The sequence below is a fragment of the Kitasatospora albolonga genome, from assembly GCA_002082585.1.
Lineage (GTDB): Bacteria > Actinomycetota > Actinomycetes > Streptomycetales > Streptomycetaceae > Streptomyces > Streptomyces stephensoniae.
In genome coordinates this window covers 3,818,713-3,845,369 of the sequence record CP020563.1, presented here as the reverse complement: position 1 = coordinate 3,845,369, position 26,657 = coordinate 3,818,713, and the positions used below count along the sequence as shown (strand labels likewise).

The 26,657-nt window shown below is 71.0% G+C and carries 28 protein-coding genes; 13 read left to right on the top strand and 15 right to left on the bottom strand.

The window, feature by feature from the left end:
• The first annotated feature begins 24 nt into the window (after positions 1-24).
• A complete protein-coding gene (locus B7C62_16635; protein ID ARF73710.1) occupies positions 25-1,011 on the top strand; it encodes an NADPH:quinone oxidoreductase in 987 nt (328 codons plus the stop codon).
• 86 nt (positions 1,012-1,097) lie between these two features.
• On the opposite strand, the gene B7C62_16630 is transcribed toward B7C62_16635, so the two are convergent.
• The 6 genes from B7C62_16630 to B7C62_16605 all read right to left on the bottom strand — a co-directional run bounded on the left by B7C62_16630 (position 1,098) and on the right by B7C62_16605 (position 8,946).
• Entirely contained in the window at positions 1,098-1,646 is a 549-nt protein-coding gene (locus B7C62_16630) for a peptidylprolyl isomerase (protein ID ARF73709.1), read from the bottom strand.
• A gap of 140 nt (positions 1,647-1,786) precedes the next feature.
• Positions 1,787-4,648: a hypothetical protein gene (locus tag B7C62_16625; protein ID ARF73708.1), complete on the bottom strand. Its 2,862-nt coding sequence runs from the start codon at positions 4,646-4,648 to the stop codon at positions 1,787-1,789.
• A complete protein-coding gene (locus B7C62_16620; GenBank protein ARF73707.1) occupies positions 4,645-5,505 on the bottom strand; it encodes a macrolide ABC transporter ATP-binding protein in 861 nt (286 codons plus the stop codon). Before B7C62_16620 ends, B7C62_16625 begins: the two co-directional genes overlap by 4 nt.
• A gap of 124 nt (positions 5,506-5,629) precedes the next feature.
• Positions 5,630-6,253, bottom strand: coding sequence for a PadR family transcriptional regulator (locus tag B7C62_16615; GenBank protein ID ARF73706.1), 624 nt, complete (start codon positions 6,251-6,253; stop codon positions 5,630-5,632).
• Positions 6,254-6,346: 93 nt separating this feature from the next.
• A complete protein-coding gene (locus tag B7C62_16610) occupies positions 6,347-6,736 on the bottom strand; it encodes a hypothetical protein (GenBank protein ID ARF77205.1) in 390 nt (129 codons plus the stop codon).
• Positions 6,737-7,269: 533 nt separating this feature from the next.
• Positions 7,270-8,946 (bottom strand): serine/threonine protein kinase, encoded by a 1,677-nt coding sequence (locus B7C62_16605; protein ID ARF73705.1) that lies wholly within the window; start codon positions 8,944-8,946, stop codon positions 7,270-7,272.
• A gap of 338 nt (positions 8,947-9,284) precedes the next feature.
• On the opposite strand from B7C62_16605, the gene B7C62_16600 reads away from it, so the two are divergent.
• A complete protein-coding gene (locus tag B7C62_16600) occupies positions 9,285-10,886 on the top strand; it encodes a serine/threonine protein kinase (protein ID ARF73704.1) in 1,602 nt (533 codons plus the stop codon).
• A gap of 51 nt (positions 10,887-10,937) precedes the next feature.
• Here the strand turns inward: B7C62_16600 and B7C62_16595 are convergent, their stop codons facing one another.
• The 3 genes from B7C62_16595 to B7C62_16585 all read right to left on the bottom strand — a co-directional run bounded on the left by B7C62_16595 (position 10,938) and on the right by B7C62_16585 (position 13,252).
• The gene (locus tag B7C62_16595) at positions 10,938-11,969 is read right to left on the bottom strand and encodes an aminoglycoside phosphotransferase (protein ARF73703.1); all 1,032 of its coding nucleotides are present in this window, start codon (positions 11,967-11,969) and stop codon (positions 10,938-10,940) included.
• Between the two features lie 63 nt (positions 11,970-12,032).
• A complete protein-coding gene (locus tag B7C62_16590; GenBank protein ARF73702.1) occupies positions 12,033-12,488 on the bottom strand; it encodes a hypothetical protein in 456 nt (151 codons plus the stop codon).
• A gap of 104 nt (positions 12,489-12,592) precedes the next feature.
• Complete coding sequence (locus tag B7C62_16585) at positions 12,593-13,252, bottom strand: DNA-binding response regulator (GenBank protein ARF73701.1); 660 nt, start codon at positions 13,250-13,252, stop codon at positions 12,593-12,595.
• Positions 13,253-13,600: 348 nt separating this feature from the next.
• On the opposite strand from B7C62_16585, the gene B7C62_16580 reads away from it, so the two are divergent.
• The 3 genes from B7C62_16580 to B7C62_16570 are packed head-to-tail and all read left to right on the top strand — an operon-like array spanning position 13,601 to position 17,214.
• Positions 13,601-14,761, top strand: coding sequence for a pyruvate dehydrogenase (acetyl-transferring) E1 component subunit alpha (locus B7C62_16580; protein ARF73700.1), 1,161 nt, complete (start codon positions 13,601-13,603; stop codon positions 14,759-14,761).
• A 2-nt stretch (positions 14,762-14,763) separates the two neighbouring features.
• Entirely contained in the window at positions 14,764-15,744 is a 981-nt protein-coding gene (locus tag B7C62_16575) for an alpha-ketoacid dehydrogenase subunit beta (protein ID ARF73699.1), read from the top strand.
• A gap of 12 nt (positions 15,745-15,756) precedes the next feature.
• Positions 15,757-17,214, top strand: a complete 1,458-nt coding sequence (locus B7C62_16570) for a branched-chain alpha-keto acid dehydrogenase subunit E2 (protein ID ARF73698.1) — start codon at positions 15,757-15,759, stop codon at positions 17,212-17,214.
• A 67-nt stretch (positions 17,215-17,281) separates the two neighbouring features.
• On the opposite strand, the gene B7C62_16565 is transcribed toward B7C62_16570, so the two are convergent.
• A complete protein-coding gene (locus tag B7C62_16565; protein ID ARF73697.1) occupies positions 17,282-17,707 on the bottom strand; it encodes a hypothetical protein in 426 nt (141 codons plus the stop codon).
• Positions 17,708-17,933: 226 nt separating this feature from the next.
• On the opposite strand from B7C62_16565, the gene B7C62_16560 reads away from it, so the two are divergent.
• From B7C62_16560 to B7C62_16545, 4 genes are read left to right on the top strand one after another with little or no spacing between them, the layout of a single operon-like run.
• On the top strand, positions 17,934-18,815 hold the full coding sequence (locus B7C62_16560) for a DNA-binding protein (protein ID ARF73696.1): 882 nt from the start codon (positions 17,934-17,936) through the stop codon (positions 18,813-18,815).
• A 5-nt stretch (positions 18,816-18,820) separates the two neighbouring features.
• Positions 18,821-19,009, top strand: a complete 189-nt coding sequence (locus B7C62_16555; protein ARF73695.1) for a DUF397 domain-containing protein — start codon at positions 18,821-18,823, stop codon at positions 19,007-19,009.
• A 36-nt stretch (positions 19,010-19,045) separates the two neighbouring features.
• Positions 19,046-19,228, top strand: coding sequence for a DUF397 domain-containing protein (locus B7C62_16550; GenBank protein ID ARF73694.1), 183 nt, complete (start codon positions 19,046-19,048; stop codon positions 19,226-19,228).
• Positions 19,229-19,230: 2 nt separating this feature from the next.
• A complete protein-coding gene (locus B7C62_16545) occupies positions 19,231-19,452 on the top strand; it encodes a DUF397 domain-containing protein (GenBank protein ARF73693.1) in 222 nt (73 codons plus the stop codon).
• 86 nt (positions 19,453-19,538) lie between these two features.
• On the opposite strand, the gene B7C62_16540 is transcribed toward B7C62_16545, so the two are convergent.
• The 3 genes from B7C62_16540 to B7C62_16530 all read right to left on the bottom strand — a co-directional run bounded on the left by B7C62_16540 (position 19,539) and on the right by B7C62_16530 (position 21,676).
• A complete protein-coding gene (locus B7C62_16540; GenBank protein ID ARF73692.1) occupies positions 19,539-20,441 on the bottom strand; it encodes a D-alanyl-D-alanine carboxypeptidase in 903 nt (300 codons plus the stop codon).
• 155 nt (positions 20,442-20,596) lie between these two features.
• Positions 20,597-21,337 carry a cation transporter gene (locus B7C62_16535; GenBank protein ID ARF73691.1) on the bottom strand — a complete coding sequence of 247 codons (741 nt, stop codon included), beginning with the start codon at positions 21,335-21,337 and terminating at the stop codon, positions 20,597-20,599.
• A 3-nt stretch (positions 21,338-21,340) separates the two neighbouring features.
• On the bottom strand, positions 21,341-21,676 hold the full coding sequence (locus B7C62_16530; GenBank protein ARF73690.1) for a transcriptional regulator: 336 nt from the start codon (positions 21,674-21,676) through the stop codon (positions 21,341-21,343).
• A 128-nt stretch (positions 21,677-21,804) separates the two neighbouring features.
• Between B7C62_16530 and B7C62_16525 the strand changes: the two genes are divergently transcribed.
• Positions 21,805-22,491 (top strand): GntR family transcriptional regulator, encoded by a 687-nt coding sequence (locus tag B7C62_16525; GenBank protein ID ARF73689.1) that lies wholly within the window; start codon positions 21,805-21,807, stop codon positions 22,489-22,491.
• A complete protein-coding gene (locus B7C62_16520) occupies positions 22,488-23,798 on the top strand; it encodes an MFS transporter (protein ARF73688.1) in 1,311 nt (436 codons plus the stop codon). The genes B7C62_16525 and B7C62_16520 overlap by 4 nt, the downstream gene beginning before the upstream one ends.
• Positions 23,799-23,872: 74 nt before the next feature.
• Here the strand turns inward: B7C62_16520 and B7C62_16515 are convergent, their stop codons facing one another.
• A complete protein-coding gene (locus B7C62_16515; GenBank protein ARF73687.1) occupies positions 23,873-24,697 on the bottom strand; it encodes a hypothetical protein in 825 nt (274 codons plus the stop codon).
• A gap of 211 nt (positions 24,698-24,908) precedes the next feature.
• On the opposite strand from B7C62_16515, the gene B7C62_16510 reads away from it, so the two are divergent.
• Together B7C62_16510 and B7C62_16505 are read left to right on the top strand one after the other, a co-directional pair.
• Positions 24,909-25,700, top strand: coding sequence for a carbon-nitrogen hydrolase (locus B7C62_16510; GenBank protein ARF73686.1), 792 nt, complete (start codon positions 24,909-24,911; stop codon positions 25,698-25,700).
• A 99-nt stretch (positions 25,701-25,799) separates the two neighbouring features.
• Positions 25,800-26,003, top strand: coding sequence for a hypothetical protein (locus tag B7C62_16505; GenBank protein ARF73685.1), 204 nt, complete (start codon positions 25,800-25,802; stop codon positions 26,001-26,003).
• A 116-nt stretch (positions 26,004-26,119) separates the two neighbouring features.
• On the opposite strand, the gene B7C62_16500 is transcribed toward B7C62_16505, so the two are convergent.
• Positions 26,120-26,611, bottom strand: a complete 492-nt coding sequence (locus tag B7C62_16500; GenBank protein ID ARF73684.1) for a hypothetical protein — start codon at positions 26,609-26,611, stop codon at positions 26,120-26,122.
• Between the last annotated feature and the right edge of the window lie 46 nt (positions 26,612-26,657).

The following is a 26,657-nucleotide window of genomic DNA, read 5'->3' as shown; positions in this document are numbered from 1 at the left end:
GGCGGCGGGAGTAGCCTCGCGGCCATGTATGCGATCACGATCCCCGAACCCGGTGGCCCCGAGGCGCTCGTCTGGGCCGAGGTGCCCGATCCCGTACCCGGCGAGGGCGAGGTGCTCGTCGAGGTCGTCTCCGGTGCCGTCAACCGTGCCGATGTGCTCCAGCGGCAGGGCTTCTACAACCCGCCGCCCGGTGCCTCCCCCTACCCCGGTCTGGAGTGCGCGGGCCGGATCGCGGCGCTCGGCCCGGGGGTGACCGGCTGGGCGGTCGGCGACGCGGTGTGCGCGCTGCTGTCGGGCGGCGGGTACGCGGAGAAGGTCGCCGTACCGGTGGGCCAGCTCCTCCCCGTACCGGACGGTGTGGATCTGGCGACGGCGGCGGCGCTGCCCGAGGTGGCCGCCACCGTCTGGTCCAACGTCTTCATGATCGCCCACCTCCGCCCCGGCGAGACCCTGCTCGTCCACGGCGGTTCCAGCGGGATCGGCACCATGGCGATCCAGCTGGCGAAGGCGGTCGGCGCCCGGGTGGCCGTCACGGCGGGCAGCCCGCAGAAGCTCGCCGCGTGCGCGGAGCTCGGCGCGGACATCCTCATCGACTACCGCGAGCAGGACTTCGTCGAGGAGCTGGCGAAGGCGACCGACGGGGCCGGGGCGGACGTCATCCTGGACATCGTCGGCGCCAAGTATCTGGAGCGGAACGTGAAGGCGCTCGCCGTCAACGGGCGTCTCGCGATCATCGGGCTCCAGGGCGGGGTGAAGGGCGAGCTGAACCTCGCCGCCCTGCTGAACAAGCGGGCCGCCGTCACCGCGACCTCCCTGCGGGGCCGCCCGCTCGGCGAGAAGGCCGCGATCGTCGCCGCCGTACGCGAGCACGTGTGGCCGCTGATCGCCGACGGGGTGGTCCGGCCCGTCGTGGACCGTACGGTTCCGATGCGGGACGCCGCCGAGGCGCACCGGGTGCTCGAGTCCAGCGCCCACATCGGCAAGGTGCTGCTGCTCACGTCGGAGGCGTAGCAGGACCGGACGCGCAGAAACGCGGTGGGGCCCGGCACACACCGCCTCGGTGTGTGCCGGGCCCCACCGGTCGGCTGCGGACAGGACTACAGGTACGGGCCCGAGCGGATCGGGCCGTGCGGGTCCCCGCCGCCCTCCTCGTCCTCGTGGGCCATCCCGGGCGGCAGCGCACGGCGCATCTGCTCCAACTGGGCGCGGGCCGCCATCTGCTGGGCGAACAGCGCGGTCTGGATGCCGTGGAAGAGGCCCTCCAGCCAGCCCACCAGCTGGGCCTGCGCGATCCGGAGCTCGGCCTCGGAGGGCACCGAGTCGTCCGTGAACGGCAGGGAGAGCCGCTCCAGCTCCTCCACCAGCTCCGGTGCGAGGCCGTCCTCCAGCTCCTTGACGGAGCTGGCGTGGATCTCCTTGAGCCGGACCCGGCTCGCCTCGTCGAGGGGAGCCGCCCTGACCTCTTCCAGAAGCTGCTTGATCATGCTGCCGATGCGCATGACTTTCGCGGGCTGTTCGACCATTTCCGTCACCGGGACCTCGCGCGACTCGTCGTCACTGGCACCGCCGCCGACAGCCATTCCGTCCTGGCCCACGACAAGGACCTGCGGATGCTCCTGCGACCGGTCATTCCTCGGCATTTCCATGCCGCCATTGTCTCGCACACATGCCGTACACCACGTTGGTGCCCCCGGAAACGGATGATCCACCGTTTCCGGGGGCACCGGAGTGTCCTGGCCGCACCGGACAGGCGCGCTACCCCGCCCGCCGCGCTACCCCGCCGTTGCTACCCCGCCCGCCGGGCCAGCTTCAGCCGGGAGCTGGTGAGGGCGGCGGCCAGCAGTCCGGCCAGCACCGGGACGACCAGGGCCAGCAGCGCGATGGTCCCCCACGGCATCACGATCGGGGTGTACGCCGACTGCATCGGATCGACCCGCATGTCCGCGAGGGCCTCGCGCAGGTCGGTCAGCCGCAGGGCGATCGCGGGCACGAGCCCCGCCGCCGTCCCCAGCAGCACCCCGGTCAACGCGACGACCAGGCACTGGAACCCGGAGAGCGAGCGCCGTACGCCCGGGGGCGCGCCCACCGCGCTGAGCGTGGTGAGGTCGGCCTCCGCGTCGGCCTTGGACAGGCCCGTCGTGATGGCCGCCGCGCCCAGGGTCACCACCCCGGCGAAGAGGGCGAGGATCAGCAGGATCACCTCGTCGTCCTTCCGCTCTGCGGAGTTCGCGGTCATCACGTACGCGTTCTTTCCGGCCTGCTCCAACGCCGCGTCGACCGACTGCTGTTCGGCGTCCGTGGGTTCACGGGTGAGCGTGTAGATGCTGCCGAGCTCCTCGGAGCGCAGGCCGAGCCGGTCGGCCGTCTGCTGCGGCATGATCATCCGGATGCTCGGGGTGGCCGCGAAGCGGTCCGGCGCCACGTACACCTTCAGCCGCTCCGTGGTGGTGCGTGCCGTGCCGGGGTGCGAGGCGTGGTTCTTGTCGCGCTCGCTGTAGCGGTGGACGGCCTTGAGGGTGACCTCGCCGTCCTTCGCGTACGCCGGGTTGAGCAGCACCGGGACCCCTGCCGCCAGGGCCTTCGCCGCCGCCGGGTCGTCGAGCTTCACGTACGAGGTGAGCAGGGCGGCGTCCCCGACGACGATCTTGTTGCTGTCGCTGCCCAGGGAGATCATGGTGTGGTTCTCGTCCATGCAGGCGGGCGAGTTCATCAGCCGCTTGTGCTCGTCGGCCGAGATGCGCAGGGCGAGTTCCTTGGCGCCCTTGCCCTTCAGGGGGCAGGAGTGGGCCTTCCCGGTGGGTTTGACGAGTTCGAGGCTTCCGCAGCCGTCCTCCTCCTCGTAGTACACGGAGCAGTCGCTGCCTGCCCAGACCCGTCCGAGCCGCGCGGGTGCCCCGCTGACGGGGAGGTTCTGCTCGACGGCGGTCCGCGCGTGGGGCAGTTCGGCCTTCTGGGCGGGGTCGGCGGTGAGCAGGGCGGCGGTGCCCGCGGTGAGGTTGGGCTGGTGGTCGTACTCCTTCTCGGCGGTGCTGCTGCTGGTGTACGTGGCGATGGCGACGCTGCCCGCGACGGCCGCCATGACGGCGGCGACGGCGGGGGCGGTACGGCCCCGGTTGCGGGCCGCGTCGCGCAGGGCGATCCGGGGCGTCAGCGGCAGCCTGCGGCCGAGCCGCCCGAGGAAGCCGACGATCACCGGGATACAGCAGAGGAGCCCCAGTTCGGCGAGGACGGAACCGCCCGCGACCAGCGTCGTGTTGCCGCTGACGCCCCCGTACACCGCGACGGCCACGCCGCTCGCGAGCACGACGGAGCCGACGACCGGCAGCACCCGGGAGCCGCGGCGGACCCCGCGGTGCCCGGTGAGCGATTCGAGGACGGACTGACGGCCCGCCACGATCGCCGGGGCGAGTGCGGCGAGGACACCGGTGACCAGGCCGAGTACGGCGATGCCGAGGATCTCCCAGGGCCGTACGGTCAGTTCGCCGAAGCGGCTGCCTGCGAAGTCCTCGATCATCGGGCGGAACAGGGCGGTGAGGGCGAATCCGGCGCCGACGCCGACGACGGCACCGACCCCGCCGAGCACCGCGCCGCCCGCGAGCACCACGGCCCGGACCTGGCTGCGGGTGCCGCCGCAGGAGCCGACCAGGCCCAGCTGCCTGCGCGAGCGGCGGGCGCCCACGGCGAACGCCGGACCGGCCAGCAGCACGATCTCCAGCATGGCCATGGCCGCCACGGTGGCGGCCGCCGCGGTCAGTTCCGCGCTGCGGCTCTCCCCGCCCCACATCGTCGCGGCCATGGGGACCTCGGAGTCGGGCGGCGGGTCCAGGACGACCTGACGGGCCCGTACCACCACGCCCTTCTCATTGGCGGCGAGCACGTCCGGCCAGCTCACACCTGCCCCGGGCGGGCCCTGGACCAGCCACTCCACCACGTGGGTCTGGGGCGGCAGGATCTCCTTGTCCTCGTCCTTGTCCGCGGCCCTCTGCCACGGGGCGATGACCGCGCCGGGGAGGGCGAACAGGGACTCCTCGGCCAGCTCGGCGGGGAGCTCCACCGCACCGGTGAGGGTGTAGGTCTGCCCGGGGCCGCGCACGGTGACGCGGTCGCCGACGGAGAGCCCGGACGCCTTGATGAAGGCCCGGGTCGCCGCCATCTCGTTCCTGGCCTTCGGGTAGGCGCCGTCGGTCAGTTCGACCCGGCCGCGCAGCAGCGGGTCCGCGATGTCCAGCTCGGTGATCCGCGTGTCGGTGATGCCGTGGCGGGTCGTCACGGACGCGGGCACGGACTGCTCGGTGAGGTACCGCGAGCCCTTGGGGAAGGTCGCCGGTACGTCGACGGACTTCCGTTCGTCCTCGGGGAGCGTCTCCGGGGCGTCCTCGGGGAGCCCCCACAGGATGCCGTCGGGCATCTGCTCCAGCCGGACCGGGCCCATCCCCTGATCGGTGAACCGGGCGTCGGCCGCCCCCAGATCCGCCGTCAGCTCCTCCGCCACGGTGGGCACGGCGCTGCGGTACGTCAGGTCGGCGGCGGTCACACCGAGGACCGGCAGGGCGATCATCGCGACGACCAGAGCGCTGCGGCCCTTGGCCCGTAGGGCATCACGCCTGGCTATGCGGAAGGCGGCACGCCATCCGGAGAAGAGGCTCACTGGGCGGCCTCGGAAGCTCCTGCGGTCCCGCTGTTCCCGTTCGCTGCGCCGGTCCCGCCGGTCCCGCCGGTTCCGTTCGTTCCGGTGGCCTCGCTGACGCCCGCGAGCAGCGATTCGGCCCCGGTGGACACCGTCTGGTCGACGATCGAGCCGTCCCGGAGGAAGACGACCCGGTCGGCCCAGGCCGCGTACCGGGGCTCATGGGTCACCATCACCCCGGCCGCGCCCTGGTCGCAGCGGGTGCGCAGGAGGGCGAGGACGGTCTCGCCGGTCTCGGAGTCGAGGGCGCCGGTCGGCTCGTCGGCGAGCACGAGGCGCCGGTCGCCGACGAGCGCGCGGGCGATGGCGACGCGCTGCTGCTGGCCGCCGGACATCTCGTCGGGGAAGCGGTCGGCTATCTCGGTCAGCTTCAGCTCGGCCAGCGCGGCGAGGGCCTCCTTGCGGGCCTTGCGCACGGAGACGCCGTCGAGTTCGCGGGGCAGCGCGATGTTCTCGGCGGCGGTCAGGGCGGGGATGAGGTTGTAGTCCTGGAAGACGTACCCGACGCTGCGGCGGCGCAGGGCGGCGATGCCCTTGCGGCCGAGGGAGGCGATGTCCTGGCCCTCGATGACCACCTGGCCGCTGGTGGCGGTGTCGAGCCCGCCGGCCAGGGTCAGCAGGGTGGACTTGCCGGAGCCGGAGGGCCCCATGACGGCGACCAGCTCGCCCGGGTACACGGCGAGGCTGATCCCGCGCAGCGCGTGGACCTCGGCGATGCCGGAGCCGTGGGTACGGGTCAGCGCCCGCAGTTCGAGCACGGGGGCGCCGACGGGCGTCCCGGAGGGCGGTGGCGGTGATGTCGTGACGGGCGAGGACATGGTGGGTGGTTCCCCCTAGGAAGACGCGCTGATCAGGAAGTGCGAACAGGACAGGGAAGTGCGAACAGGACAGGAAGGCCCGGGCCCCGTTGTTCCGCGGAGCGGGACGAGAGGAAGGCGCGGCTCAGCGCCTGGCCTTCGTCCGCCCGGTCAGGGAGCGGGCCGGTCCGCGCGTGGGCGCGGGGCCGGGGTCGCACGAGGGCTCGGTGGCGGCGGCCTCGGCGAGGCGGACGAGCCGTGCTTCGCAGTGGTCGAGCCAGCGCGCCTCGGCTTCCGCCTGGAAGATCAGCTGCTCCACCACGAGGAGCCAGGCCACCTCGTCCCGGTTGGCCGGGACGTCGGTCAGGGCCTGGGCCTTGAGCCGGGTGTAGTCCTGCATGGCCTTGAGGGTGTGGTGGCGCTGGGACTGGATGACCTCGCGGATGTCGACCCCCGGGGCTCCCACGGCCATGGCGAGCTTGATGGCCAGCTCGTCGCGGGGCGGGCTGGTGCGGTCCACGGGGGTCCCGAACCAGCTCTGCAGCTCGGCCCGGCCGTCGTCGGTGATCGCGTAGAGGTCGTGCCCGGCGTCGTCGGCCCCCTCCTGCACGACCATGCCGTCGCGCTCCAGGCGGCTGAGCGTCGTATAGACCTGGCCGACGTTCAGGGGCCAGGTGGAGCCGGTGCGGGACTCGAACTCGGTGCGGAGCTGAGAGCCGTACCGAGGGCCCCGCTCCAGGAGGGCCAGCAGCCCGTGACGAATCGACATACTGAGTATGTATACCGAGTATGTTGGTCCTGGCAAGTCACTGCGGCGGTACGGGGACGGGGCGCGGAACCTCCGGGGCGACGGGTGGAGCGCTCAGTCCGAGCGGCGCAAGCGGAGTGCGAGGAAGCTGAGGCCGATGCCCACCAGGGCGATGCCCGCACCCAGCGAGACCTGCTGGACCTGGCGTACGGCTGCCGCGTCCATGGCGCGTGCGGCCGGGGTTCCGGGCTCGCTGAACGCCTCGGACGGCGGGGCGGAAACCGGCAGGTCGACGGCGACTTCCTCCGGCTCGCCCGACGGTTCCGGCGGTTCCGGCGGCTCGGCCCGCGCGGGCTCCAGCGGGGGCAGCGAACGCCCGGGGCGTGCCTTCCCGGCCCCGGCCTCGCGCCCGGCCAGGGGTGCGGTGGACCCCGAGACCTCGACCGAACCGGAATGGGTCGGGGTGGGGGAGGGCGAGTCCTCGGGCGCCGGTGCGCCGTCCACGTACTCCGGAACGTCGGAGGGGGTGCCGCCGGGCTCCAGGGCCGTCGAGCCGAGGACGCCGGACGGCAGGGGCAGCGGTGCGTCGGACGGAACGGCCGAGGAGGAAGAGGAGGAAGAGGAGGAAGGCGTGGCGGGGGGTGCCGCGTCCGAGGGGGGCGGCGGGGTGGCGGAGCTCGACGCCCCGGGGGGCACCGCGGTGACGGACGGGCTGTCGGCCACCGCCGACGAACCGTGCGCGGTCCCGCTCAGCGGCCCCGACGGCCCCAGCACCGCGCCGACCGCCACCAGCAGACAGACCGCGCACCTCGACGACCACACGGCCGGAAGTCCTGGAGCCATGAGATCAGCGTCACATGTGCTCCTCCATCCGGCATCCCGGACGGGCGAGGAGGAGAAATCCGGACATCCGGAGCCGCCGGGCGGTCCGGAACGGCGAACAAGCGGTGATCGGCGGTCCCGTAACGACCGTAACGATCAGAAAGGATCGCCTCGTGGCGGTCGGGTCGGGAAGCCCGCCCCATCGAGACCTTCAGTCAGGAAGCCCGCCCCGTGGAGATCTTCAGCTCGAAGTGGGCGCCGCGCTCGGAGACCGCCGTGCCCGAGGACGGGAACTGCCCGACGACCTGGCCCTCCGCGTAGGTGTTGCCCGGCTCCTCGATCTCCTTGATCGTCCAGCCGGCGGCGGCCGCGCACTCCTTGGCGGAGAGGATGTCCTTGTAGACGAAGTTCGGCGCCTGGACCTTCTTCGGGTCGTTGGAGTCCTCCGTGGCGTCCGTGCAGGCCGTGGTCTTCATCGTCCGGTTGCGCTCCGGCGGCCGGTAGTCCTCGTCCGTGGTGTTCTCGCTGGTGCCCGGGTCGCCGCCCTTGCCCGCCTCGTCGTCCTTGCCCTTGTCCTGGAGGGAGAGCGCGGTGATCAGGCCGCCGACGGCCAGGAGCGCGACGACGATCGCACCGACGACGACCGGCATGTTCCGCTTGCCGGAGGAGCCGCCCGCGGGGCCGACGGCCGTCTGGTGCTGCGGGTTGATCGTGTACGGCGGCGGGGTCTGGTGGGCGAGCGGACCCGGCGTCGGGTAGCTCGGGCCTGCCTGCGGGTAGCCGTAGCCCTGCGCGGGCGTCGGCTGGCTGTACGGCCCCGGCTGGTGCGGCTGGTGCGGCTGCGGGTGCTGGTGTGACTGCTGGTGCTGCGGATGCGGCTGGTACGGGGTCTGGACGCCCTGCGGCGCGGGGGTGGCCTGGTCCACGGGTGGGAAGACCGCCGAGCCGACGCCCGCACCGCTGTTGGCCGGTCCGCCGCCCGCCACGATCACCGGGGCGCCGGTCTGGCCGCCCGAGGCGTTCAGCACCCGCGCGATCTCGTCCCGCATCGCGGCGGCGCTGGGGAAGCGCTCGTTCGGGTTCTTCTTGAGGGCGCGGGCCACCAGCGCGTCCACCGCCGGGGTGACCGACCGGTTGATGCTGGACGGCGCGACCGGCTCCTCCTGCACATGCGCGTACGCGATGGCGAGCGGGGAGTCGGCGTCGAACGGGAGGCGGCCGGTGAGCAGCTGGAAGAGCATGATCCCGACCGAGTACAGGTCGGAGCGGGCATCGACACCGCGGCCGAGGGCCTGCTCGGGGGAGAGGTACTGCGGGGTGCCGACGACCATGCCGGTCTGGGTCATCGAGGTGACGCCGGACTGCATGGCGCGGGCGATGCCGAAGTCCATGACCTTCACGACGCCGCGCTTGGTCATCATCACGTTGCCGGGCTTGATGTCGCGGTGGACCAGGCCCATCTCGTGGCTGGTCTCCAGCGCGGCGAGCACGTCCGCCGTCACCTTGAGGGCCTTGTCGGCGGGCATCGCCCCGTACTGCCGGATGTCGGAGGCCAGCACCGAGCCGAGCGGCTGCCCCTCCACGTACTCCATGACGATGTACGGCATCAGCGCGCCGCCGAGCTCGTCCTCGCCCGTGTCGAAGACCGAGACGATGTTGGTGTGCTGGAGCTTGGCGACGGCCTGCGCCTCGCGCCGGAACCGCTCGCGGAACGACTGCTCGCGCCCCAGCTCGGTGTGGAGGGTCTTGATCGCGACCTGGCGGTCCAGGGCGGAGTCGTAGGCCAGGTAGACGGAGGCCATCCCGCCCTCGCCGAGCAGGTCGCGCAGCTGGTAGCGGCCGCCTGCCACCGCGCCGCCCGCGTAGCGGCCCTGTGCGCCGTCCTGGCTCATGACTTGCATCCCCCTCGGCGGCGCGCTCTGCGCACGCGATGTTTCTGTAGGACGTGGTCGCGCGCGACGCGGTTCCGTTTGACGCGATTACGCGCCAAGTCTGCCCGAGGGGTCCGACACGTCAAGCCGGGTGCCCGTTCCGTGACCCTCCGCACAAGAAGCGTCTCGGAAGCGTTACAGGAAAAACGTGCTCGGGGGATGTGAGGCGCGCCGGGCGGTCGGATGATCGGTCCGGTGCGGAACCTGGGTGTCCGGTGAAGGCTGTAGCGTGACGTGGCAATGCAGCAAGGCACCGTGAGAACCCGCGGACGCGCGGACAGATACGACGGCGAGGACTGATGGCACCCGATTCCGAAGCAAACGGCGGCGGAGTCTCGGATGGCTCCGACGCCTGGGGTGTCGGCGGCGTCGTCGGCGACGGGCGTTACCGGATGACCTACCGGCTCGGCCGGGGCGGCATGGCGGAGGTCTACGCGGCGGAGGACGTCCGGCTCGGACGCACGGTCGCGGTGAAGCTCCTCCGCTCCGACCTGGCCGAGGACCCGAACTCCAAGGCCCGCTTCACGCGCGAGGCGCAGTCGGTCGCCGGGCTCAACCACCATGCGATCGTCGCCGTGTACGACTCCGGCGAGGACACCGTGGGCGGCCAGACCGTCCCGTACATCGTGATGGAGCTGGTCGAGGGCCGCACCATCCGCGACCTCCTCCTGACCGCCGAGGCGCCCCCGCCCGAGCAGGCGCTGATCATCGTCTCGGGGGTGCTGGAGGCGCTGGCCTACTCGCACCAGCACGGCATCGTGCACCGGGACATCAAGCCGGCCAACGTCATCATCACGGACTCGGGCGCGGTCAAGGTGATGGACTTCGGCATCGCCCGGGCGCTGCACGGCGCCCAGTCGACGATGACCCAGACCGGCATGGTCATGGGCACGCCGCAGTACCTCTCCCCCGAGCAGGCGCTCGGCAAGGCCGTCGACCACCGCTCCGACCTGTACGCCACCGGCTGCCTGCTCTACGAACTGCTCGCGCTGCGGCCCCCGTTCACCGGTGAGACCCCCCTCTCGGTGGTCTACCAGCATGTCCAGGACATGCCGGTGCCGCCGTCCGAGGTCTCGGACGTGGTCCCGCCGGAGCTGGACGGGCTGGTGATGCGCTCGCTGGCGAAGGACCCGGACGACCGGTTCCAGAGCGCCGAGGAGATGCGGGGGCTGATCCAGTACAGCCTCCAGATGCTCCAGGTGCAGGGCGGCCACACGGGGACGTGGAACACCGGTCCGGTCGCGCACCACGAGGGCGGCCAGACCCCGCCGCACGGATTGACGGGTTCCACCCGCGCGATGGGCCACCCCGTGCACGGGGACACCTCGCAGGGCCCGATCCTGCCCCCGTACAACCCGGACGACGGCGGCTACGACGGCGGTCAGCGGTCCGGGGGGCGACGTGGCCGGATGTGGCTGTTCGTGGCGCTCGCCCTGATCGCGATCGGTGCCGGAGTCGCCTTCGCGATCAGCGCGTCGAAGGGCGACGACAACGAGAAGAAGCCGGTGGCGCCGTCCACCTCGGCAACGCCTTCCCCGGAGAAGCCCTCGCCGACCCCCTCCGACGAGGAGAAGAGCGAGGAGCCGGAGCCGCCGAGCAACTCCGGAGGCGGCTGGACCCAGCCCAACCCGCCGCCGTACACCCCGCCGCCGACCCAGAGCCAGCCCTCGTTCACCCCGACCCCGACCCCGTCCGAACCGGACCCCGGGACGACGGACGGCAACACCAACGAGGGCACCACGGGCGAACCGACCGGCGACCCCGTCGACCCGACGACCGACCCGGGCACACCGGGCGGCGGCAACGGCGGCGAGCCCGGCGGCTCCGAGGGCGCGAACGCGGGCGCCAACGCCGGTACGGGGGACACGGCCGGCCCGTCGGCAGGGGGCACCACCCCTTAGGGACGGAGCAGACCCGCGTCACCTTCATCAGCGCACGAGGCACCCCGGCCCTCACTCCGTGAAGGCCGCGCACACCGCCTCGTACTCACGGGTCCACCACACCGCCAGGGCCGACACCGCGGGGAACTGCGGGTCGGCCCTTCGGTCGTCCAGGCGGTAGCGCCAGCGGAGTATCCAGAAGTCGTTGAGCCGCTCCCACCACACCCGGTGCACGGCGGCGGCCAGTTCGGCCGGGTCCGCGCCCGCCGCACGCCGGTACGCGCGGGCGTACGCCCGTACCTTCGGCAGGTCCAGCTCCCCGCCCGGCTGCACGAAGAAGATCGCCGCCGCCCGGACCGCCTCCTCGGCGCGCGGCTGCACGCCCAGCCGGTCCCAGTCGACGATGGCGACCGGATCGGCGCCCCGGTAGAGGAGGTTGAGCGGGTGGAAGTCCCCGTGCACCCACCCGGTGGCGGGCCCGTCCGGGGTCGGCGGCCGGCGGTGGGCGTGGAGCTCCAGCAGGGCGCGGCGCTCCACGAGCCGGTGCACGGCGAGCTCGTCGAAGGCGTCGCGCGGGGTGTCCCGGGGCCGCTGCCCCCGCGCCACGGCCAGCAGCTCGTCGATCAGCGCGAAGGTGTCGGCGGCGTGCGGGCTGCCGTACCCGGCGGGTAACGGCCCGTCGGACGGCCCGGGTTCACCGTCCGTCGGCATGACCTGCTCAAGAGCGGTGTGTACGACTCCGAGGAGCGTCCCGAGACGCCGGGACTGGTGGGGGGTGAGCTGGGACCCGACCCGGTGCAGTCCGTCGACCCAGGGGTGCAGGGCGTAGCAGCTCTCACCGATCACCGTGACCGTGGTGCCGTCCGCGTCGGTCAACGGCGGGACGACGGGCACCCCGAGGGAGGCCAGCCGCTGGGTGGCCCGGTGCTGGCGCACGATCGTGGCGCGTTCCCCGGTGGCGTCGTCGATGTGCTTCTTGTCCAGGTGGTGCTTGAGGAAGTAGGAGCCGCGGGTGGTGGACACGCGGTATCCGTGGTTCAGGAGGCCCTTGGTGATCGGCTCGCAGGCGAGCGGTTCACCCACCTCCGGGTAGCGGCGCAGCACCTCGCCGACCGGAGGAACTGGTGGGCGGGTTACATATGAGCGCGGCACTTACCAAATGGTAGATCACGCTGCGTGGCGGACAAGCTGACTTGCGTCGAAGTCCAGAGTGTGCTCTGTGGCGAAGTGCGGATCGATCCGGAGGTAGGCCGGGGCGAAGGGTTCGCCGTTGGCGCGCAGGGGGGCGGCGCCGAAGAGTTCCGCCTGCTCGGGGCAGGGGTGGACGATCTCGGCGGGCCCGGTGAACTGCACCGACCACAGGTCCCCGCTGCCGCTGCCGCCGTCGCCGTGGTCCGGCGCGGCCGCGTTGTAGTTGTCCGCCCCGTAGGCGACGACGCTCCCGTCGCACGCCTCGTGGTAACCGAAGCCGCTGTGCATCCGCAGCAGGATGCGGCCGTCGCACACCACGTGCCGGGCCACCGCCAGGAACGGCAGGGCGCGCATGCTGGTGGCCAGGCGGCCGTAGGGGACCCGGCGGAGCAGCTCCAGCGCCGTGGGCGCGGGGGTTTCGTCGGTGGGCATACGGTCCACTGTCCGGTACGCGTAGGGGCCGGGTAAGAGTCCCCGGCCCCGGGTGGACCGGGACCAAAGTCCCTCGGGGCCTGCCGGGGCGGCCGGTTGCCGGCTCAGCGGCGCTCGGCCTGGAGCCGGGCGACGTACGCGGCGGCCTGCGAGCGGCGCTCCATGCCCAGCTTGGACAGCAGGCTGGAGACGTAGTTCTTGATGGTCTTCTCGGCGAGGTGCAGCCGCTCCCCGATGACCCGGTTGGTCAGCCCCTCCCCGATCAGGTCCAGGATCTTGCGCTCCTGCTCGGTGAGGTTGGCGAGCCGGTCGTCGCCCTTGGCGGTGCCGCCGTCGCGCAGCCGCTCCAGCACCCGGGCGGTCGCCACGGGGTCCAGCAGGGATTTCCCGGCGGCGACATCCCGTACGGCATTGAGCAGCTCATTCCCGCGGATCGCCTTGAGCACATATCCCGACGCCCCGGCCATGATCGCGTCGAAAAGGGCCTCGTCATCGGCGTACGAGGTGAGCATCAGGCATTTGATGTTCTCATCCAGCGAACGGACCTCCCGGCACACCTCGACCCCGCTGCCGTCGGGCAGCCGGACGTCGAGCACCGCCACATCGGGGCGGGTCGCCGGGATTCTGACCAGGGCGTCGGCGGCCGTTCCGGCCTCGCCGACCACCTCGATGTCCGGTTCGGAGGCGAGCAGCTCATGGACGCCACGCCGGACGACCTCATGATCGTCGAGCAGAAATACCGTGATTTTTCCATCTTCGCGCACGGTCGCAGTCTCACATACTCGCCTCTCCTCCGCTCTTCCCAGCCGCTGATCCGCGGGATAACGTGCCGTTGTTCCGGCGGCCTGCAAGGCTGTTCCCAGTGCTGTGACCAGCAGAGCTTCGTGATTTTTTCGATTTACTTGGAAATCCAAGCAAAAACGCAGGTCAGATAGGGTTTCGCAGTTATGCGATGCACTGGGTAACGTGCCTATGACAGGGCGCTCGCCGGGGCACCTGTCACGCCTGTATCCCGGCCGAGAAGCACCCACCCCGTGCACGGGTCCGGACACAGGCGAGCCGCACTGGTTCCCGGCAGACCCCGGGGGCCGGACCGACGGAGGAGCACGCACGTGACCGTGGAGAGCACTGCCGCCGCGCGTAAACCGCGACGCGCCAGTAAGCGGACCAGCGCCGCGAAGAAGCCGCAGAGTTCCGAGCCCCAGCTCGTGCAGCTGCTGACGCCCGAGGGCGAACGCGTCGAGCACCCGGACTACAGCATCGACCTGAGCGCTGACGAGCTGCGCGGCCTGTACCGGGACATGGTCCTCACCCGCCGCTTCGACGCCGAGGCGACCGCCCTCCAGAGGCAGGGGGAGCTGGGCCTGTGGGCCTCGCTGCTGGGCCAGGAGGCCGCGCAGATCGGCAGCGGCCGGGCGCTGCGCGACGACGACTACGTCTTCCCGACCTACCGCGAGCACGGCGTGGCCTGGTGCCGCGGGGTCGACCCCACCAACCTGCTGGGCATGTTCCGCGGGGTGAACCACGGCGGCTGGGACCCGACCACCAACAACTTCCACCTGTACACGATCGTCATCGGCTCGCAGACCCTGCACGCCACCGGCTACGCCATGGGCGTCGCCAAGGACGGCGCGGACTCGGCCGTGATCGCGTACTTCGGTGACGGCGCCTCCAGCCAGGGCGATGTCGCGGAGTCGTTCACCTTCTCCGCCGTCTACAACGCCCCGGTCGTCTTCTTCTGCCAGAACAACCAGTGGGCCATCTCCGAGCCCACCGAGCGCCAGACCCGCGTGCCGCTCTACCAGCGCGCGCAGGGGTACGGCTTCCCCGGCGTCCGGGTCGACGGCAACGACGTACTGGCGTGTCTGGCCGTGACCCGTTCCGCGCTGGAGCGGGCCCGGCGCGGTGAGGGCCCGACCCTGGTCGAGGCGTTCACGTACCGCATGGGCGCCCACACCACCTCCGACGACCCGACGAAGTACCGGGCCGACGACGAGCGGGCCGCGTGGGAGGCCAAGGACCCGATCCTGCGGCTGCGCACATACCTGGAGAACTCCGGCCACGCCGACGAGGCGTTCTTCGCCGAGCTGGAGACGGAGAGCGAGACCCTCGGCAAGCGCGTACGCGAGGTGGTGCGGGCGATGCCCGACCCGGAGCCGCTGTCCCTGTTCGAGCACGCCTACGCCGACGGCAACTCCCTCGTCGACGAGGAGCGGGCCCAGTTCGCCGCCTACCAGGCATCGTTCGCAGACTCCGCCGAGGAGGGCAAGTAGCCATGGCCGTGGAAAAGATGTCCATCGCGAAAGCGCTCAACGAGTCGCTGCGCCTGGCCCTCGACACCGACCCCAAGGTCCTCATCATGGGCGAGGACGTCGGAAAGCTCGGCGGGGTCTTCCGGATCACCGACGGCCTCCAGAAGGACTTCGGCGAGGAGCGGGTCATCGACACCCCGCTCGCCGAGTCCGGCATCGTCGGCACCGCGATCGGCCTGGCCCTGCGCGGCTACCGCCCGATCGTCGAGATCCAGTTCGACGGCTTCGTCTTCCCCGCGTACGACCAGATCGTCACGCAGCTCGCGAAGATGCACGCCCGCGCGCTCGGCAAGATCAAGCTCCCGGTCGTCGTCCGTATCCCGTACGGCGGCGGCATCGGCGCGGTCGAGCACCACAGCGAGTCCCCCGAGGCGCTCTTCGCGCATGTGGCGGGCCTGAAGGTGGTCTCTCCCGCCAACGCGAGCGACGCCTACTGGATGATGCAGCAGGCCGTCCAGAGCGACGACCCGGTCATCTTCTTCGAGCCCAAGCGGCGTTACTGGGACAAGGGCGAGGTCGACACCGAGTCCATCCCCGGCCCGCTGCACAAGGCCGTCACCGTCCGCGAGGGCAGCGACCTGACGCTCGTCGCGTACGGCCCGATGGTGAAGGTCTGCCTGGAGGCGGCCGCCGCCGCCCAGGAGGAGGGCAAGTCGGTCGAGGTCCTGGACCTGCGCTCGATGTCCCCGATCGACTTCGACGCCATCCAGACGTCGGTCGAGAAGACCGGCCGGCTCGTCGTCGTCCACGAGGCGCCCGTCTTCTACGGCTCCGGCGCGGAGATCGCCGCCCGGATCACCGAGCGCAGCTTCTACCACCTGGAGGCCCCCGTCCTGCGGGTCGGCGGCTACCACGTGCCCTACCCGCCGGCCCGGCTGGAGGAGGAGTACCTGCCGGGCCTGGACCGGGTGCTCGACGCCGTCGACCGCTCGCTTGCGTACTGAGGGATTGGGGTCGTGACGACGATGACACAGACGTCCGCTCGCTTCCGCGAGTTCAAGATGCCCGACGTGGGCGAGGGGCTCACCGAGGCCGAGATCCTCAAGTGGTTCGTCCAGCCCGGTGACACGGTCACCGACGGCCAGGTCGTGTGCGAGGTCGAGACGGCGAAGGCGGCCGTGGAGCTGCCGATCCCGTTCGACGGCGTGGTGCACGAGCTGCGGTTCGGCGAGGGTACGACGGTCGATGTCGGCCAGGTGATCATCACGGTGGACGTGGCGCCGGGCAGTACGGAGGAAGCCCCTCCGGCCCCCGCTGCTTCGGCGGCTCCTGCCGCTCCCGCCGCCCCTGCCGCTCCGGCTGACGAACCGAAGGCCCGTACGCCGGTCCTCGTCGGCTACGGAGTCGCGGAGTCCTCCACCAAGCGCCGCCCGCGCAAGGGGGCCGCCGCTCCTGAGGCGGCCGCGGTCGCGGCGGCGGTCCAGGCGGAGCTGAACGGCCACGGTTCTCCTGCGGCTGCTCCTGCTCCTGCGGCTGATGCCTCTCCGGTGGCCCGCCCGCTGGCGAAGCCGCCGGTACGGAAGCTGGCCAAGGACCTGGGTATCGACCTGGCGACGGTGGTGCCGACCGGCAAGGACGGCATCATCACCCGCGAGGACGTGCACGCGGCGGCTTCTCCGGCTCCGGCTTCTGCGGCTTCTCCGGCCGAGGCGCCTTCGGTTGCCGAACCGGTCGCGGTGTCCGCCACCGAGGCACCGGCCGTCACGGCCTCGGCCCGCGAGACCCGCATCCCCATCAAGGGAGTCCGCAAGGCGATCGCGCAGGCGATGGTGGGCAGTGCCTTCACCGCGCCGCACGTGACCGAGTTCGTGACGGTCGACGTGACGCGCACGATGAAGCTGGTGGCGGAGCTCAAGGAGGACAAGGAGATGGCGGGGGTGCGGGTCAACCCGCTCCTGATCATCGCCAAGGCCCTCCTGGTCGCGATCAAGCGGAACCCCGAGGTCAACGCGGCCTGGGACGAGGCCAACCAGGAGATCGTGCAGAAGCACTACGTCAACCTGGGCATCGCGGCGGCCACCCCGCGCGGTCTGATCGTGCCGAACATCAAGGACGCGCACGACAAGACGCTGCCGCAGCTCGCGGCGGCCCTGGGCGAGCTGGTCGCCACGGCGAGGGACGGCAAGACGTCCCCGGCGGCGATGGCGGGCGGCACGGTGACGATCACCAACGTCGGCGTCTTCGGCGTCGACACGGGCACCCCGATCCTCAACCCGGGCGAGTCCGCGATCCTGGCGGTCGGCGCGATCAAGCTCCAGCCGTGGGTCCACAAGGGCAAGGTGAAGCCGCGTCAGGTCACCACGCTGGCCCTGTCGTTCGACCACCGCCTGGTCGACGGCGAGCTGGGCTCCAAGGTGCTGGCCGATGTGGCGGCGATCCTGGAACAGCCGAAGCGCCTGATCACCTGGGCGTAGCGTTCTTGCCGGTGGGCCCGTACGTCTTCGAGGCGTACGGGCCCACCGTCGTGTCTGCCGCCGCCGTTCACCGTACGGAGAGCTCGGCGAAGACGGACTTGCCGACGGTACGGGGCTCGACGCCCCATCGGTCGGCGAGCCGAGTGACGATCAGGAGCCCGAGCCCGTAGCAGTCGGCGCCGGGCTGCCGGAGGCGGGGCAGCCGCTCACCGCGCGGATCACTGACGGCGACGCGGAGGGCGGCGGCGGTGAGGGTGAGGTCGACCCGGATGAGCCGCCCCCTGACAGCCCCGTGCAGCAGGGCGTTGGTGGCCAACTCGCTGACGATCACGGCCGCGTCCCCGGCCATTCCGGGCAGCCCCCGCTGAAGGACGAGCCGAGCGGTCCGGTGCCGGCTGAGAGCGACGCTGCGAGCGGTGGGCGCGTAGTCGACCCGGTCCTTGCGGAGAACGGGCTCGGGGGCGGGGGCGGAGATCTCCTGGGCTGCGGTCATGGTCGCGTGCCTCCGGGGTGGGGTGGGCGGTGGCTCTGTCGCGTCTGCGTGTGGGCAGGACGGTGCGCTTCCGCCGGGTTGGTTCCGCTGTGCGAGCGGTGGAACACCGACGGTAGTGGTGTAGTTGCTCGCGCAGAAACAAGTTCGAGCAGAAAATTCTCTGCCCTAGTTGGTGTTCGAAGGCTGCGAGTCCCAGACTTGGTCCACTCGACTGAGGGGATGCGACGTGGCAGGCAGTAATCCGGATCGAGGCCGGACGGTCTCCACCGTGCTGGGACGCCGTCTCGGCGGTGAGTTGCTGCGGATGCGGGAGGCATGCGACCTGCGGCAGTCGCACGCGGCGGACGCGCTGACGGCGTCGGTGGCCAAGGTCGCCAAGATCGAGCGGGGCCTCGTACCGATACGGGACCCCGACATCCGCGCCCTGTGCCACCTGTACGGCATGGCCGACGCCGATGCCATCGACAGGCTGCTGGCCCTGGCGAAGGCGGACCGCGAGCGCCGCAAGGCGAGCGGCTGGTGGAACCAGTACCCGGGACTTCGGTCCATGGTCGAGTACGCGGCTCTGGAGGACATCGCGACCAGCGTCCGTACCTGGCAGCTCGCCATCGTTCCTGGGCTGTTGCAGACGGCCGACTACGCCAGGGCGCTTGCCGTGGGCAACGGATCGTGGGAGGACCCCGATGAGGTCGAGCCTTTCGTCGAAGCCCGGATGACCCGACAGGCGCGACTGGCCGGGGAGAATCCGCTTGAGCTGTGGGCAGTGGTCCACGAGGCGGCGCTGCGCCAACTCGTCGGCGGGCGTGAGGTGATGAAGGAGCAGCTGGGCCACCTCTTGGACATGGCCCGGCAGCCGAACGTGAAGCTTCAGGTCACGCCCTACCTCGCGGGTGCCCATCCGGGCATGACGAGTGCCTTCACCATCGTGTCGTTCGCCGAACCGGGAGCGCTGGATGTGGTCCGCATGGACACCACCTCGACCGCGCTCTGGCTGGAGAGCGATACTGATGCGGAGCGCCACGCCCAGCTCTTCGACCGCATCAGCCGTTTGGGGCTCGCGCAGCGCAACTCGGTCAGAACGATCGACGGCATTCTCAAGGAGTTGTAAGGCCCGTGCCCGCGTACAAGTTCGTCAAGTCGAGTTACAGCGGCGGCAACGCAGAGCAGGAGTGCGTCGAAGTGGCCCGCAACATCCCCCGTACCGTCGCCGTCCGCGACTCCAAGCGCCCTGGTGGCCCTGTCGTCACCGTCGCGCCTGCCGCGTGGGGCGCCTTCACGGCCGATCTGCGTCGGCAGTTCTGACCGTTCACGGGCAAGCATTCTCAAGAGGAGGAACGAATGAGCAAGTTCCGCTTCAAGAAGTCCAGCTACAGCGAGCCGACCGGCGAGTGCGTTGAAGTGGCCCGCAACGTTCCACGCATCGTCGCCGTCCGTGACTCCAAGGACCCAAGTGGGCCTGTACTCACCGTTTCCGCCGTCGCCTGGGGCGCTTTCCAGGCGACGTTGCTGGGGGATATGTAGATATGGCGGAGAGCGCCGGAGGAAGGTCGGTGCGCGTGAGCGGCTTCCGCTTCGAGAAATCCAGTCACAGTAGCGGCGACGGTGAGTGCGTCGAGGTCGCCCGCAACATCCCCACCACCATCGCCGTCCGCGACTCAACGCGCCCCGGCGGCCCGGTCGTCACCGTCGCGCCCGCCGCGTGGGACGCCTTCACGGCCGACCTGCGTCGGCCGCAGCAGCCGTAGGCCCGTACGCCGTCACGTGAACCGCGAAGGGGCCCGGCCCGCACACACCGTGCGGGCCGGGCCCCTTGCTCGTACGCGCGGGTCGGTTACTTCTTGAACCCGTAGTCCATGAGCTTCTTCGCGTCGGCGGTGCGGTTCGCCTCGGAGGACGACGTGAGCACCGTACCGATGACGGTCTTGCCCTTGCGGGTCGCCGCGAAGACCAGGCAGTACTTGGCGGTCGGGCCGGAGCCCGTCTTCACGCCGATCGCTCCGCTGTAGCTGCTCAGCATCTTGTTGGTGTTGGTCCACGACATGGTGCGCTTGCCACCGTTCTTCATGGTGACCGACTGCTTCGTGGACTTCGTCTTGACGATGGTGCGGAACGTGGAGTTCTTCATCGCCTGGCTGGCGATCTTCGTCAGGTCGCGGGGGGTCGAGTAGTTCTTCCCGCTGCTTATACCGTCGAACGAGTCGAAGTGGGTGTTCTTCAGCTTCAGGCTCTTCGCCGTGGCGTTCATCTTGCCGATGAACGACTTCACGCGGGCCGCACGGGTCTTGCCGGTGCCGAACTTGTCGGCCAGGGCGTACGCCGCGTCGCAGCCGGACGGCAGCATCAGGCCGTAGAGCAGCTGGTTGACCGTCACCTTGTCGCCGACGATGAGCCGGGCGGACGAGGCGTTCTTGGAGACGATGTAGTCGCTGTACGCCTTCTGGATCGTGACCTTGGACTTCAGGTTCACGTTCTTCTGCTGGAGCACCACGAGGGCGGTCATGATCTTCGTGGTGGAGCCGGTGGAGCGGCGGGTGTCCGCGGACTTGCTGAAGAGGGCCTTACCGGTGCCGTTGTTCATCACGAAGCCGCCCTTGGCGACGATCTTCGGAGCCGGTGGCGGGGTGGCGGCGTGCGCCGCCGAGGCGAAGGCGCCGCTCGCGAGCACCGCACCCGCGGTGAGCGCCACCGTGCTCGCTACGGTGACGCGATTGATGCGTTTGATCCCGATTTTCAACTGAACGCTCCAAATGCCCCTGAAATGCGGCCACATATGGGTGCCGCTCGGTGAGTGAGACTGCCGGAGCGGGCGAATGGATGCGCTCTCGAACGGGTGAATTTGCACGGGCTCGACCCTGATCCTTTTCGCGCGGCTGTCGGCCTGACCCGTGGTCAGGGTTTGCCCACCCTCGACGGGGTGCAGCACGCGCAGCCGGGTTGACAGCCGCACGCGTCCGTCGCTGTTCCCGCAGGGCTGGCGGGGGCCGCCATGGGCGAGGGCGGTGCGCAACAGCCCCTGCCCTGCCACGCGTCGCGGCCCTCCTTGACCGCGATGACGGCGATGACGAGGGCGGCGACCGGGTCGGCCCAGGACCAGCCGAGGAGGGCGTTGAGGAGCAGGCCGACGAGGAGGACGGCGGAGAGGTACGTGCACAGCAGGGTCTGCTTCGAGTCCGCGACGGCCGAGGCGGAGCCGAGTTCGCGGCCCGCCCGGCGCTGGGCGGTGGAGAGGAACGGCATGATCGCCAGGGAGAGCGCCGCGATCACGATGCCGGTGAGGGAGCGTTCGGCCTCGCCGCCGCCCGCCAGGGCCCGTGCCGCGTCGACGGAGACGTACGCCGCGAGCGCGAAGAACGAGAGGGCGATGATCCGCAGGGCGGCCTTCTCCCGGGCCTCGCGCACCGCGTGGTCGCGGGCGGAGAACTGCCAGGCGACGGCGGTGGCGGAGGAGACCTCGATGACGGAGTCGAGGCCGAAGCCGACCAGCGCGCTGGAGGAGGCGATCGTTCCGGCGGTGAGGGCGACGACCGCCTCGACGACGTTGTAGGCGATGGTCGCCGCGACCAGTAGCCGTATCCGGCGGGCGAGGGCGTCACGGCGGGCCGGGGAGGGGCCCAGGGATATCGCGGTCATCGGTCAGCAGCACCCTTCCGTTTCCGCGTCCGGGCAGGTGCGGTCCGTCTCCACGGCCACCACGGCGGTGCGCAGGGCCTCCAGGGCGTCGCCGAGGCGTTCGTCGGCCAGTTCGTAGCGCGTCCGGCGACCGTCCGGCACGGTGACGACCAGGCCGCAGTCGCGCAGGCAGGCCAGGTGGTTGGAGAGCCGGGTGCGCGAGATGCCCAGGGCGTCGGCGAGATCGGAGGGGTACGCCGGGGCCTGGTGGAGTGCGAGCAGCAGGCGGCAGCGGATCGGGTCGGCGAGCGCGCGGCCGAACCGCGCGAGCACCTCGATGTCGGGAGCGACGGTCAGCATGCGTCTGACAGTACAGATGATCCTGAATTCAGGAAAGCGTGAACTATGGGACTCTCGTGGCCCGCCGGACGGGTCCAGAATCCGGACGCCCCTCCGCCATGCGTGCATGTTGTATCTATGCTGTGCGCATGCCTGCCGCACCCCCCGCCGCCCCCGTACAGCCGCCGACCGCCTCCCTCAAGCAGCCCCCCGCCGCCGAGCGCGTCTACGCGCACATCAAGGAAGCGGTCCTGGACCGTCGCTACGAGGGCGGGACACTGCTCACCGAAGGGGGGCTCGCGGACGCCGTAGGGGTGTCGCGTACGCCCGTACGGGAGGCGTTGCTGCGGCTGGAGGTCGAGGGGCTGATCAAGCTCTACCCGAAGAAGGGCGCCCTCGTGCTCGCCGTCTCCGCGCAGGAGATCAAGGACGTGGTGGAGACGCGGCTGCTGGTGGAGGAGTTCGCGGCGCGCAAAGCCGTTCCCGCGTCACCTCAGCTGATCGCGCGGCTCGAACAGCTCCTGGAGGAGCAGCGGCAGTTGGCGGAGGCCGGGGATCTGGCGGCGGTGGCCGTCAAGGACCGGTGTTTCCACGCGGAGATCGTCAAGCACGCCGGGAACGAGATCCTCTCGCGCCTCTACGACCAGCTGCGCGACCGTCAGCTGCGGATGGGCGTCGCGGTGATGGAGGCCCACCCCGGACGGATCGAGGCCAACATCACCGAGCACGGTGAGCTGCTGGACGCGATCCGGGGCGGGGACGCGGACGAGGCCGCGCAGGTCGTGCGGCGCCATGTCGGGCGCGTACGGGTGCTGGTGAGGGGTGAGGACCGGTGAGTTCAGCGGCCGCCCCCACGCTTTCCCTGCCCGGTGATCCGCCCGGGGGCCGGCGGGCCGCCTGGGTCTGGGGCATCGGCGTCGCCGTCTACTTCGTCGCCATCATCTTCCGTACGAGCCTGGGCGTGGCCGGTCTCGACGCCGCCGACCGGTTCGACGTCAACGCCTCCGCCCTGTCGACGTTCTCCATCCTCCAGCTCCTCGTCTACGCGGGCATGCAGATACCCGTGGGGCTGATGGTCGACCGGCTCGGCACCAAGCGGGTCCTCACCATCGGGGCCGTCCTGTTCACGGTCGGTCAGCTCGGGTTCGCGCTCTCCCCCTCGTACGGGATGGCGCTGGCCGCCCGCGTCCTGCTCGGCTGCGGTGACGCGATGACGTTCATCAGCGTGCTGCGGCTCGGCAGCCGCTGGTTCCCCGCCCGGCGCGGGCCGCTGATCGCCCAGGTCGCCGCGCTGTTCGGGATGGCGGGCAACCTCGTCTCGACCCTCTTCATCGCGCGGGCGCTGCACAGCTTCGGCTGGACCACCACCTTCGTCGGCAGTGCGGCGGCGGGCGTCGTGGTGCTGATCCCGCTGCTGCTGTTCCTGAAGGACCACCCCGCCGGGCACGAGCCGCCGCCCGCCGAGCACACGGGAGCCGCGTACGTCCGCAGGCAGATCGCTGCCGCCTGGCGGGAACCGGGGACCCGGCTCGGGATGTGGGTGCACTTCACCACCCAGTTCCCGGCGATGGTGTTCCTGCTGCTCTGGGGGATGCCGTTCCTCGTGGAGGCACAGGGGCTGAGCCGGGGGACGGCGGGCACACTGCTCACCCTGGTGGTGCTCTCCAACATGGTGGTGGGGCTCGTCTACGGGCAGATCATCGCCCGTCACCACGAGGCGCGGACCCCCATCGCGCTGGGCACGGTCGCGGCGACCGCCCTCCTCTGGGCCTGCGCGATCCTCTACCCCGCCGATCACACGCCGATGTGGCTGCTGACGGTCCTGTGCGTGGTGCTGGGCGCCTGCGGCCCCGCCTCGATGGTCGGCTTCGACTTCGCCCGGCCCGCGAATCCGCCGGAGCGTCAGGGGACCGCGTCGGGCATCGTCAACATGGGCGGGTTCATCGCCTCCATGACCACGCTGCTCGCCGTGGGAGTGCTGCTGGACACCACCGGCGGCAACTACCGGATCGCCTTCGCCTCGGTCTTCGTCCTGGAGGCGCTCGGCGTCGCCCAGATCCTGCGGCTGCGCCGCCGGGCGGCGGTGCGGGAACGCGACCACCATGTGGTGAGCAGGGTGGAGGCCGTGCACGTACCCGCGTGACCGGCGGGAGTGCGCTCGGCGGCGCGCCCGCCCTCCCCGTGGACTCCGGGGCGGGCGCCGCCGAGAAAGCGGTGCTACGGGGTGACGGCGAAGTGGTCCAGGATCGCCGTGGCCAGCTCCTGGTCGCCCTCGGCCTTGATCCGGTCGGCCACGGCGGCGGGGCGGACCCGTCCGCAGGCCAGGCGTACGTACGTCTCCCAGTCCATCGACAGCGTCACGGCCGGGCCCAGCGAGGGGGAACCGTCTATCGAACCCCGGCCCTCGCCGTCGACCCGTACCGTCCGCAGGAACTCCACCGGGCCGTGCACATCCAGCACCACCGCCGAGTTGGCCGGTGCGCCCGCGTCCTTGGCGACCACCTTCGGCAGCGCGGAGAGCAGCACGTCCCGGGTGATGTGCGCGCCGGGGGAGTCCAGGTTGCCCGGCTGCCCGAGCGTCGTCCGCAGGTCCTGCTCATGCACCCAGAGATCGAAGGCCCGCATGGTGTAGGCCACTTCGAGGGACTGCTCGGCGCCCAGGGGCGCGCGGACCATCGTCTCGGGGGCGCGCGACTCGTTGCGGAGGTGCCGGGCGCGGCGGATGAGGACGTACTCCAGCTCGGACGTCATCTCCGGGGCGGTGTGGTGACGCCGGACGTCGACCTGCATCTCCATATAGCGCGCGAAGTCACTCTGTACGTGGTAGAGGTCGCGCGGCAGCGTATGGATGGGCCGCGGGTCGCCGAGCATCTCGCACTCCATGCCGATGACGTGCGACACGATGTCCCGTACCGACCACCAGGGGCACGGCGTACGGCGGTTCCACTCCCCCTCGGCGAGCGGCTTCACCAGCTCGGCTATCGCTTCGATGGAGTGGGTCGCGGCGTCGGCGTAGGGCTGGAGGCTGGGATGGACGGTCACGGGACCCCTCGGCGGTTCTTCGGTGCATGGGCTGGAGAGCAGGGTGTGCCGACGGGCGGGCCGGCACGGACGACGCTGTCGTGGGCTGCGGGCTGCGGGCTACGTGGAGGTTCAGTCGCCTAAGTTACGCTGCGAGCAGGCACCCCGGCAGTGCTTTCGTGTGACGATCGTAGGCCCGTGTTGACGGCTTGAATGCCAGGACGGTGGTAGTGTGCGCGCCTCCCTCATCCAGATCGCAGTAGACCCGGACGAATCCGTCGAGGACCGCCGCGAGCGCGCGGCCTCCCTGGTGGTCGGTCAGCGCGGCTCCGACCTCGTGGTCCTGCCCGAGCTCTGGCCGGTCGGGGCGTTCTCGTACCCCCTCTTCGAGCAGGAGGCCGAGCCGCTCCAGGGCCCCACCCACGAGGCCATGGCCAAGGCGGCGGCCGAGGCGGGCGTCTGGCTGCACGCGGGCTCCTTCGTGGAGCGCGCGCCGGACGGCACCCTCTACAACACCGCGCTGGTCTTCTCGCCGGACGGCGAGCGCTCGGCGGTGTACCGCAAGATCCACCGCTTCGGTTTCGACAGGGGCGAGGCGGTGATGATGGGCGCCGGTGAGGAGCTGGTGACCGTCACCCTCCCGCAGACCACGCTGGGCCTGGCCACCTGCTACGACCTGCGCTTTCCCGAGCAGTTCCGGGGGCTCGTCGACGCGGGCGCCGAGACGTTCGTCGTGGCGGCCGGCTGGCCGGAGCGCCGCCGTGCCCACTGGACGCTCCTCGCCCGGGCCCGGGCTGTCGAGAACCAGGCGTACGTCCTCGCCCTCAGCACGGCGGGCAGCCACGCGGACGTTCCGCAGGCCGGGCACAGCATCGTTGTCGACCCCTTGGGCGAGGTGCTCGCCGAGGCCGGTGTGGGCGAGGAGGTCCTGACGGTGGAGTTCGACCCGGCGAAGGCGGGCGAGACCCGGGAACACTTCCCGGCGCTGAAGGACCGCCGCCTGGGGATCGCGCCGCCGCGCTGAGACCCCGTTCTCCCGCCCCCGCCGCCCTGGGGTGAGCCGTGAATCCCGGGGCACCCGCCTTTCATGAAGCGCTGGTGGAGATGGGTGGGTGTTCCGGTCGTGCTGGGCATCGCGGCGGGTGCGGCGACGACCCTTGTCACCGACAGATCCTGGAGCTCGGAGCTGCTGCCCCGCTGTCTGATGTTCTCGGTCACCTATATGGCGATCCAGCCGGTCATGGTGCGCGTGCGGCGCCGTGCCGAGCGGCAGGAGCGGCAGCACCTGCGGGACATCGAGCAGGCGCGGCGCGATCGGCGCATCTAGCTGACGAGGGTCAGAGCCCGGGCGGGCCAGGGGGACGAGGCCGGGCGCGCCTCCATGTTTCACGTGAAACGCCCTGTTTCACGTGAAACAGCGAACTCCTGTACCCGGTAAGGCGGTCAGCCCCCGTTCTCCTTGTCCGCCAGCACGATCACGCACATCGACACGGCGATGAGCAGCGAGATGTCCGCGTCCTCCCGGACCACGTCGATGCCGTACGTGTCCCGGAGCGTCAGCCAGCGCCGCGAGATCTGGGCCAGCAGCTCACCGTCGTACTCGATGGCGAACTCGCGGTCCAGGATCTTGCCGCTGACGTCAAGCTCCGTACCGTCCGCCAGGGTCACCCGGTAGTGGTTGCGGAGCAGCGAGAGCCGCTTGCGCTTGACCTTGGCGAGCTCCTCGCCGCCGCGCTCGATGAGCATCGTGTCGCGCAGGCTGACCAGCTTCTGCCGCAGCTCGACAAGGACCCGGCCGTCGGCGTCCTTCAGCTCGAAGGTGTCACGCAGCCGCATGGCCTTGCCGTCCACCAGGAAGACCTTGCGGCCCTCGGTGTCCTCGATCCAGTAGTCGTCCCCGATGGCGAAGAGGCGTTCACGCACTTGAAGTCTCATGCGACACAGATTCCCCCGGCCCCCGGCGGAATGCGTGCAGGAGGCG

Excerpts from the sequence above, each read along its gene's own strand:
- B7C62_16605 (ARF73705.1), bottom strand. The coding sequence starts at position 8,946 with ATGAGCCAGGACGGCGCACAGGGCCGCTACGCGGGCGGCGCGGTGGCA.
- B7C62_16525 (ARF73689.1), top strand. The coding sequence starts at position 21,805 with ATGCCTGCCGCACCCCCCGCCGCCCCCGTACAGCCGCCGACCGCCTCC.
- B7C62_16630 (ARF73709.1), bottom strand. The coding sequence starts at position 1,646 with ATGGAAATGCCGAGGAATGACCGGTCGCAGGAGCATCCGCAGGTCCTT.
- B7C62_16545 (ARF73693.1), top strand. The coding sequence starts at position 19,231 with ATGGCGGAGAGCGCCGGAGGAAGGTCGGTGCGCGTGAGCGGCTTCCGC.
- B7C62_16535 (ARF73691.1), bottom strand. The coding sequence starts at position 21,337 with ATGACCGCGATATCCCTGGGCCCCTCCCCGGCCCGCCGTGACGCCCTC.
- B7C62_16530 (ARF73690.1), bottom strand. The coding sequence starts at position 21,676 with ATGCTGACCGTCGCTCCCGACATCGAGGTGCTCGCGCGGTTCGGCCGC.
- B7C62_16550 (ARF73694.1), top strand. The coding sequence starts at position 19,046 with ATGAGCAAGTTCCGCTTCAAGAAGTCCAGCTACAGCGAGCCGACCGGC.
- B7C62_16615 (ARF73706.1), bottom strand. The coding sequence starts at position 6,253 with ATGTCGATTCGTCACGGGCTGCTGGCCCTCCTGGAGCGGGGCCCTCGG.
- B7C62_16635 (ARF73710.1), top strand. The coding sequence starts at position 25 with ATGTATGCGATCACGATCCCCGAACCCGGTGGCCCCGAGGCGCTCGTC.
- B7C62_16500 (ARF73684.1), bottom strand. The coding sequence starts at position 26,611 with ATGAGACTTCAAGTGCGTGAACGCCTCTTCGCCATCGGGGACGACTAC.
- B7C62_16600 (ARF73704.1), top strand. The coding sequence starts at position 9,285 with ATGGCACCCGATTCCGAAGCAAACGGCGGCGGAGTCTCGGATGGCTCC.
- B7C62_16565 (ARF73697.1), bottom strand. The coding sequence starts at position 17,707 with ATGACCGCAGCCCAGGAGATCTCCGCCCCCGCCCCCGAGCCCGTTCTC.
- B7C62_16620 (ARF73707.1), bottom strand. The coding sequence starts at position 5,505 with ATGTCCTCGCCCGTCACGACATCACCGCCACCGCCCTCCGGGACGCCC.
- B7C62_16590 (ARF73702.1), bottom strand. The coding sequence starts at position 12,488 with ATGCCCACCGACGAAACCCCCGCGCCCACGGCGCTGGAGCTGCTCCGC.
- B7C62_16575 (ARF73699.1), top strand. The coding sequence starts at position 14,764 with ATGGCCGTGGAAAAGATGTCCATCGCGAAAGCGCTCAACGAGTCGCTG.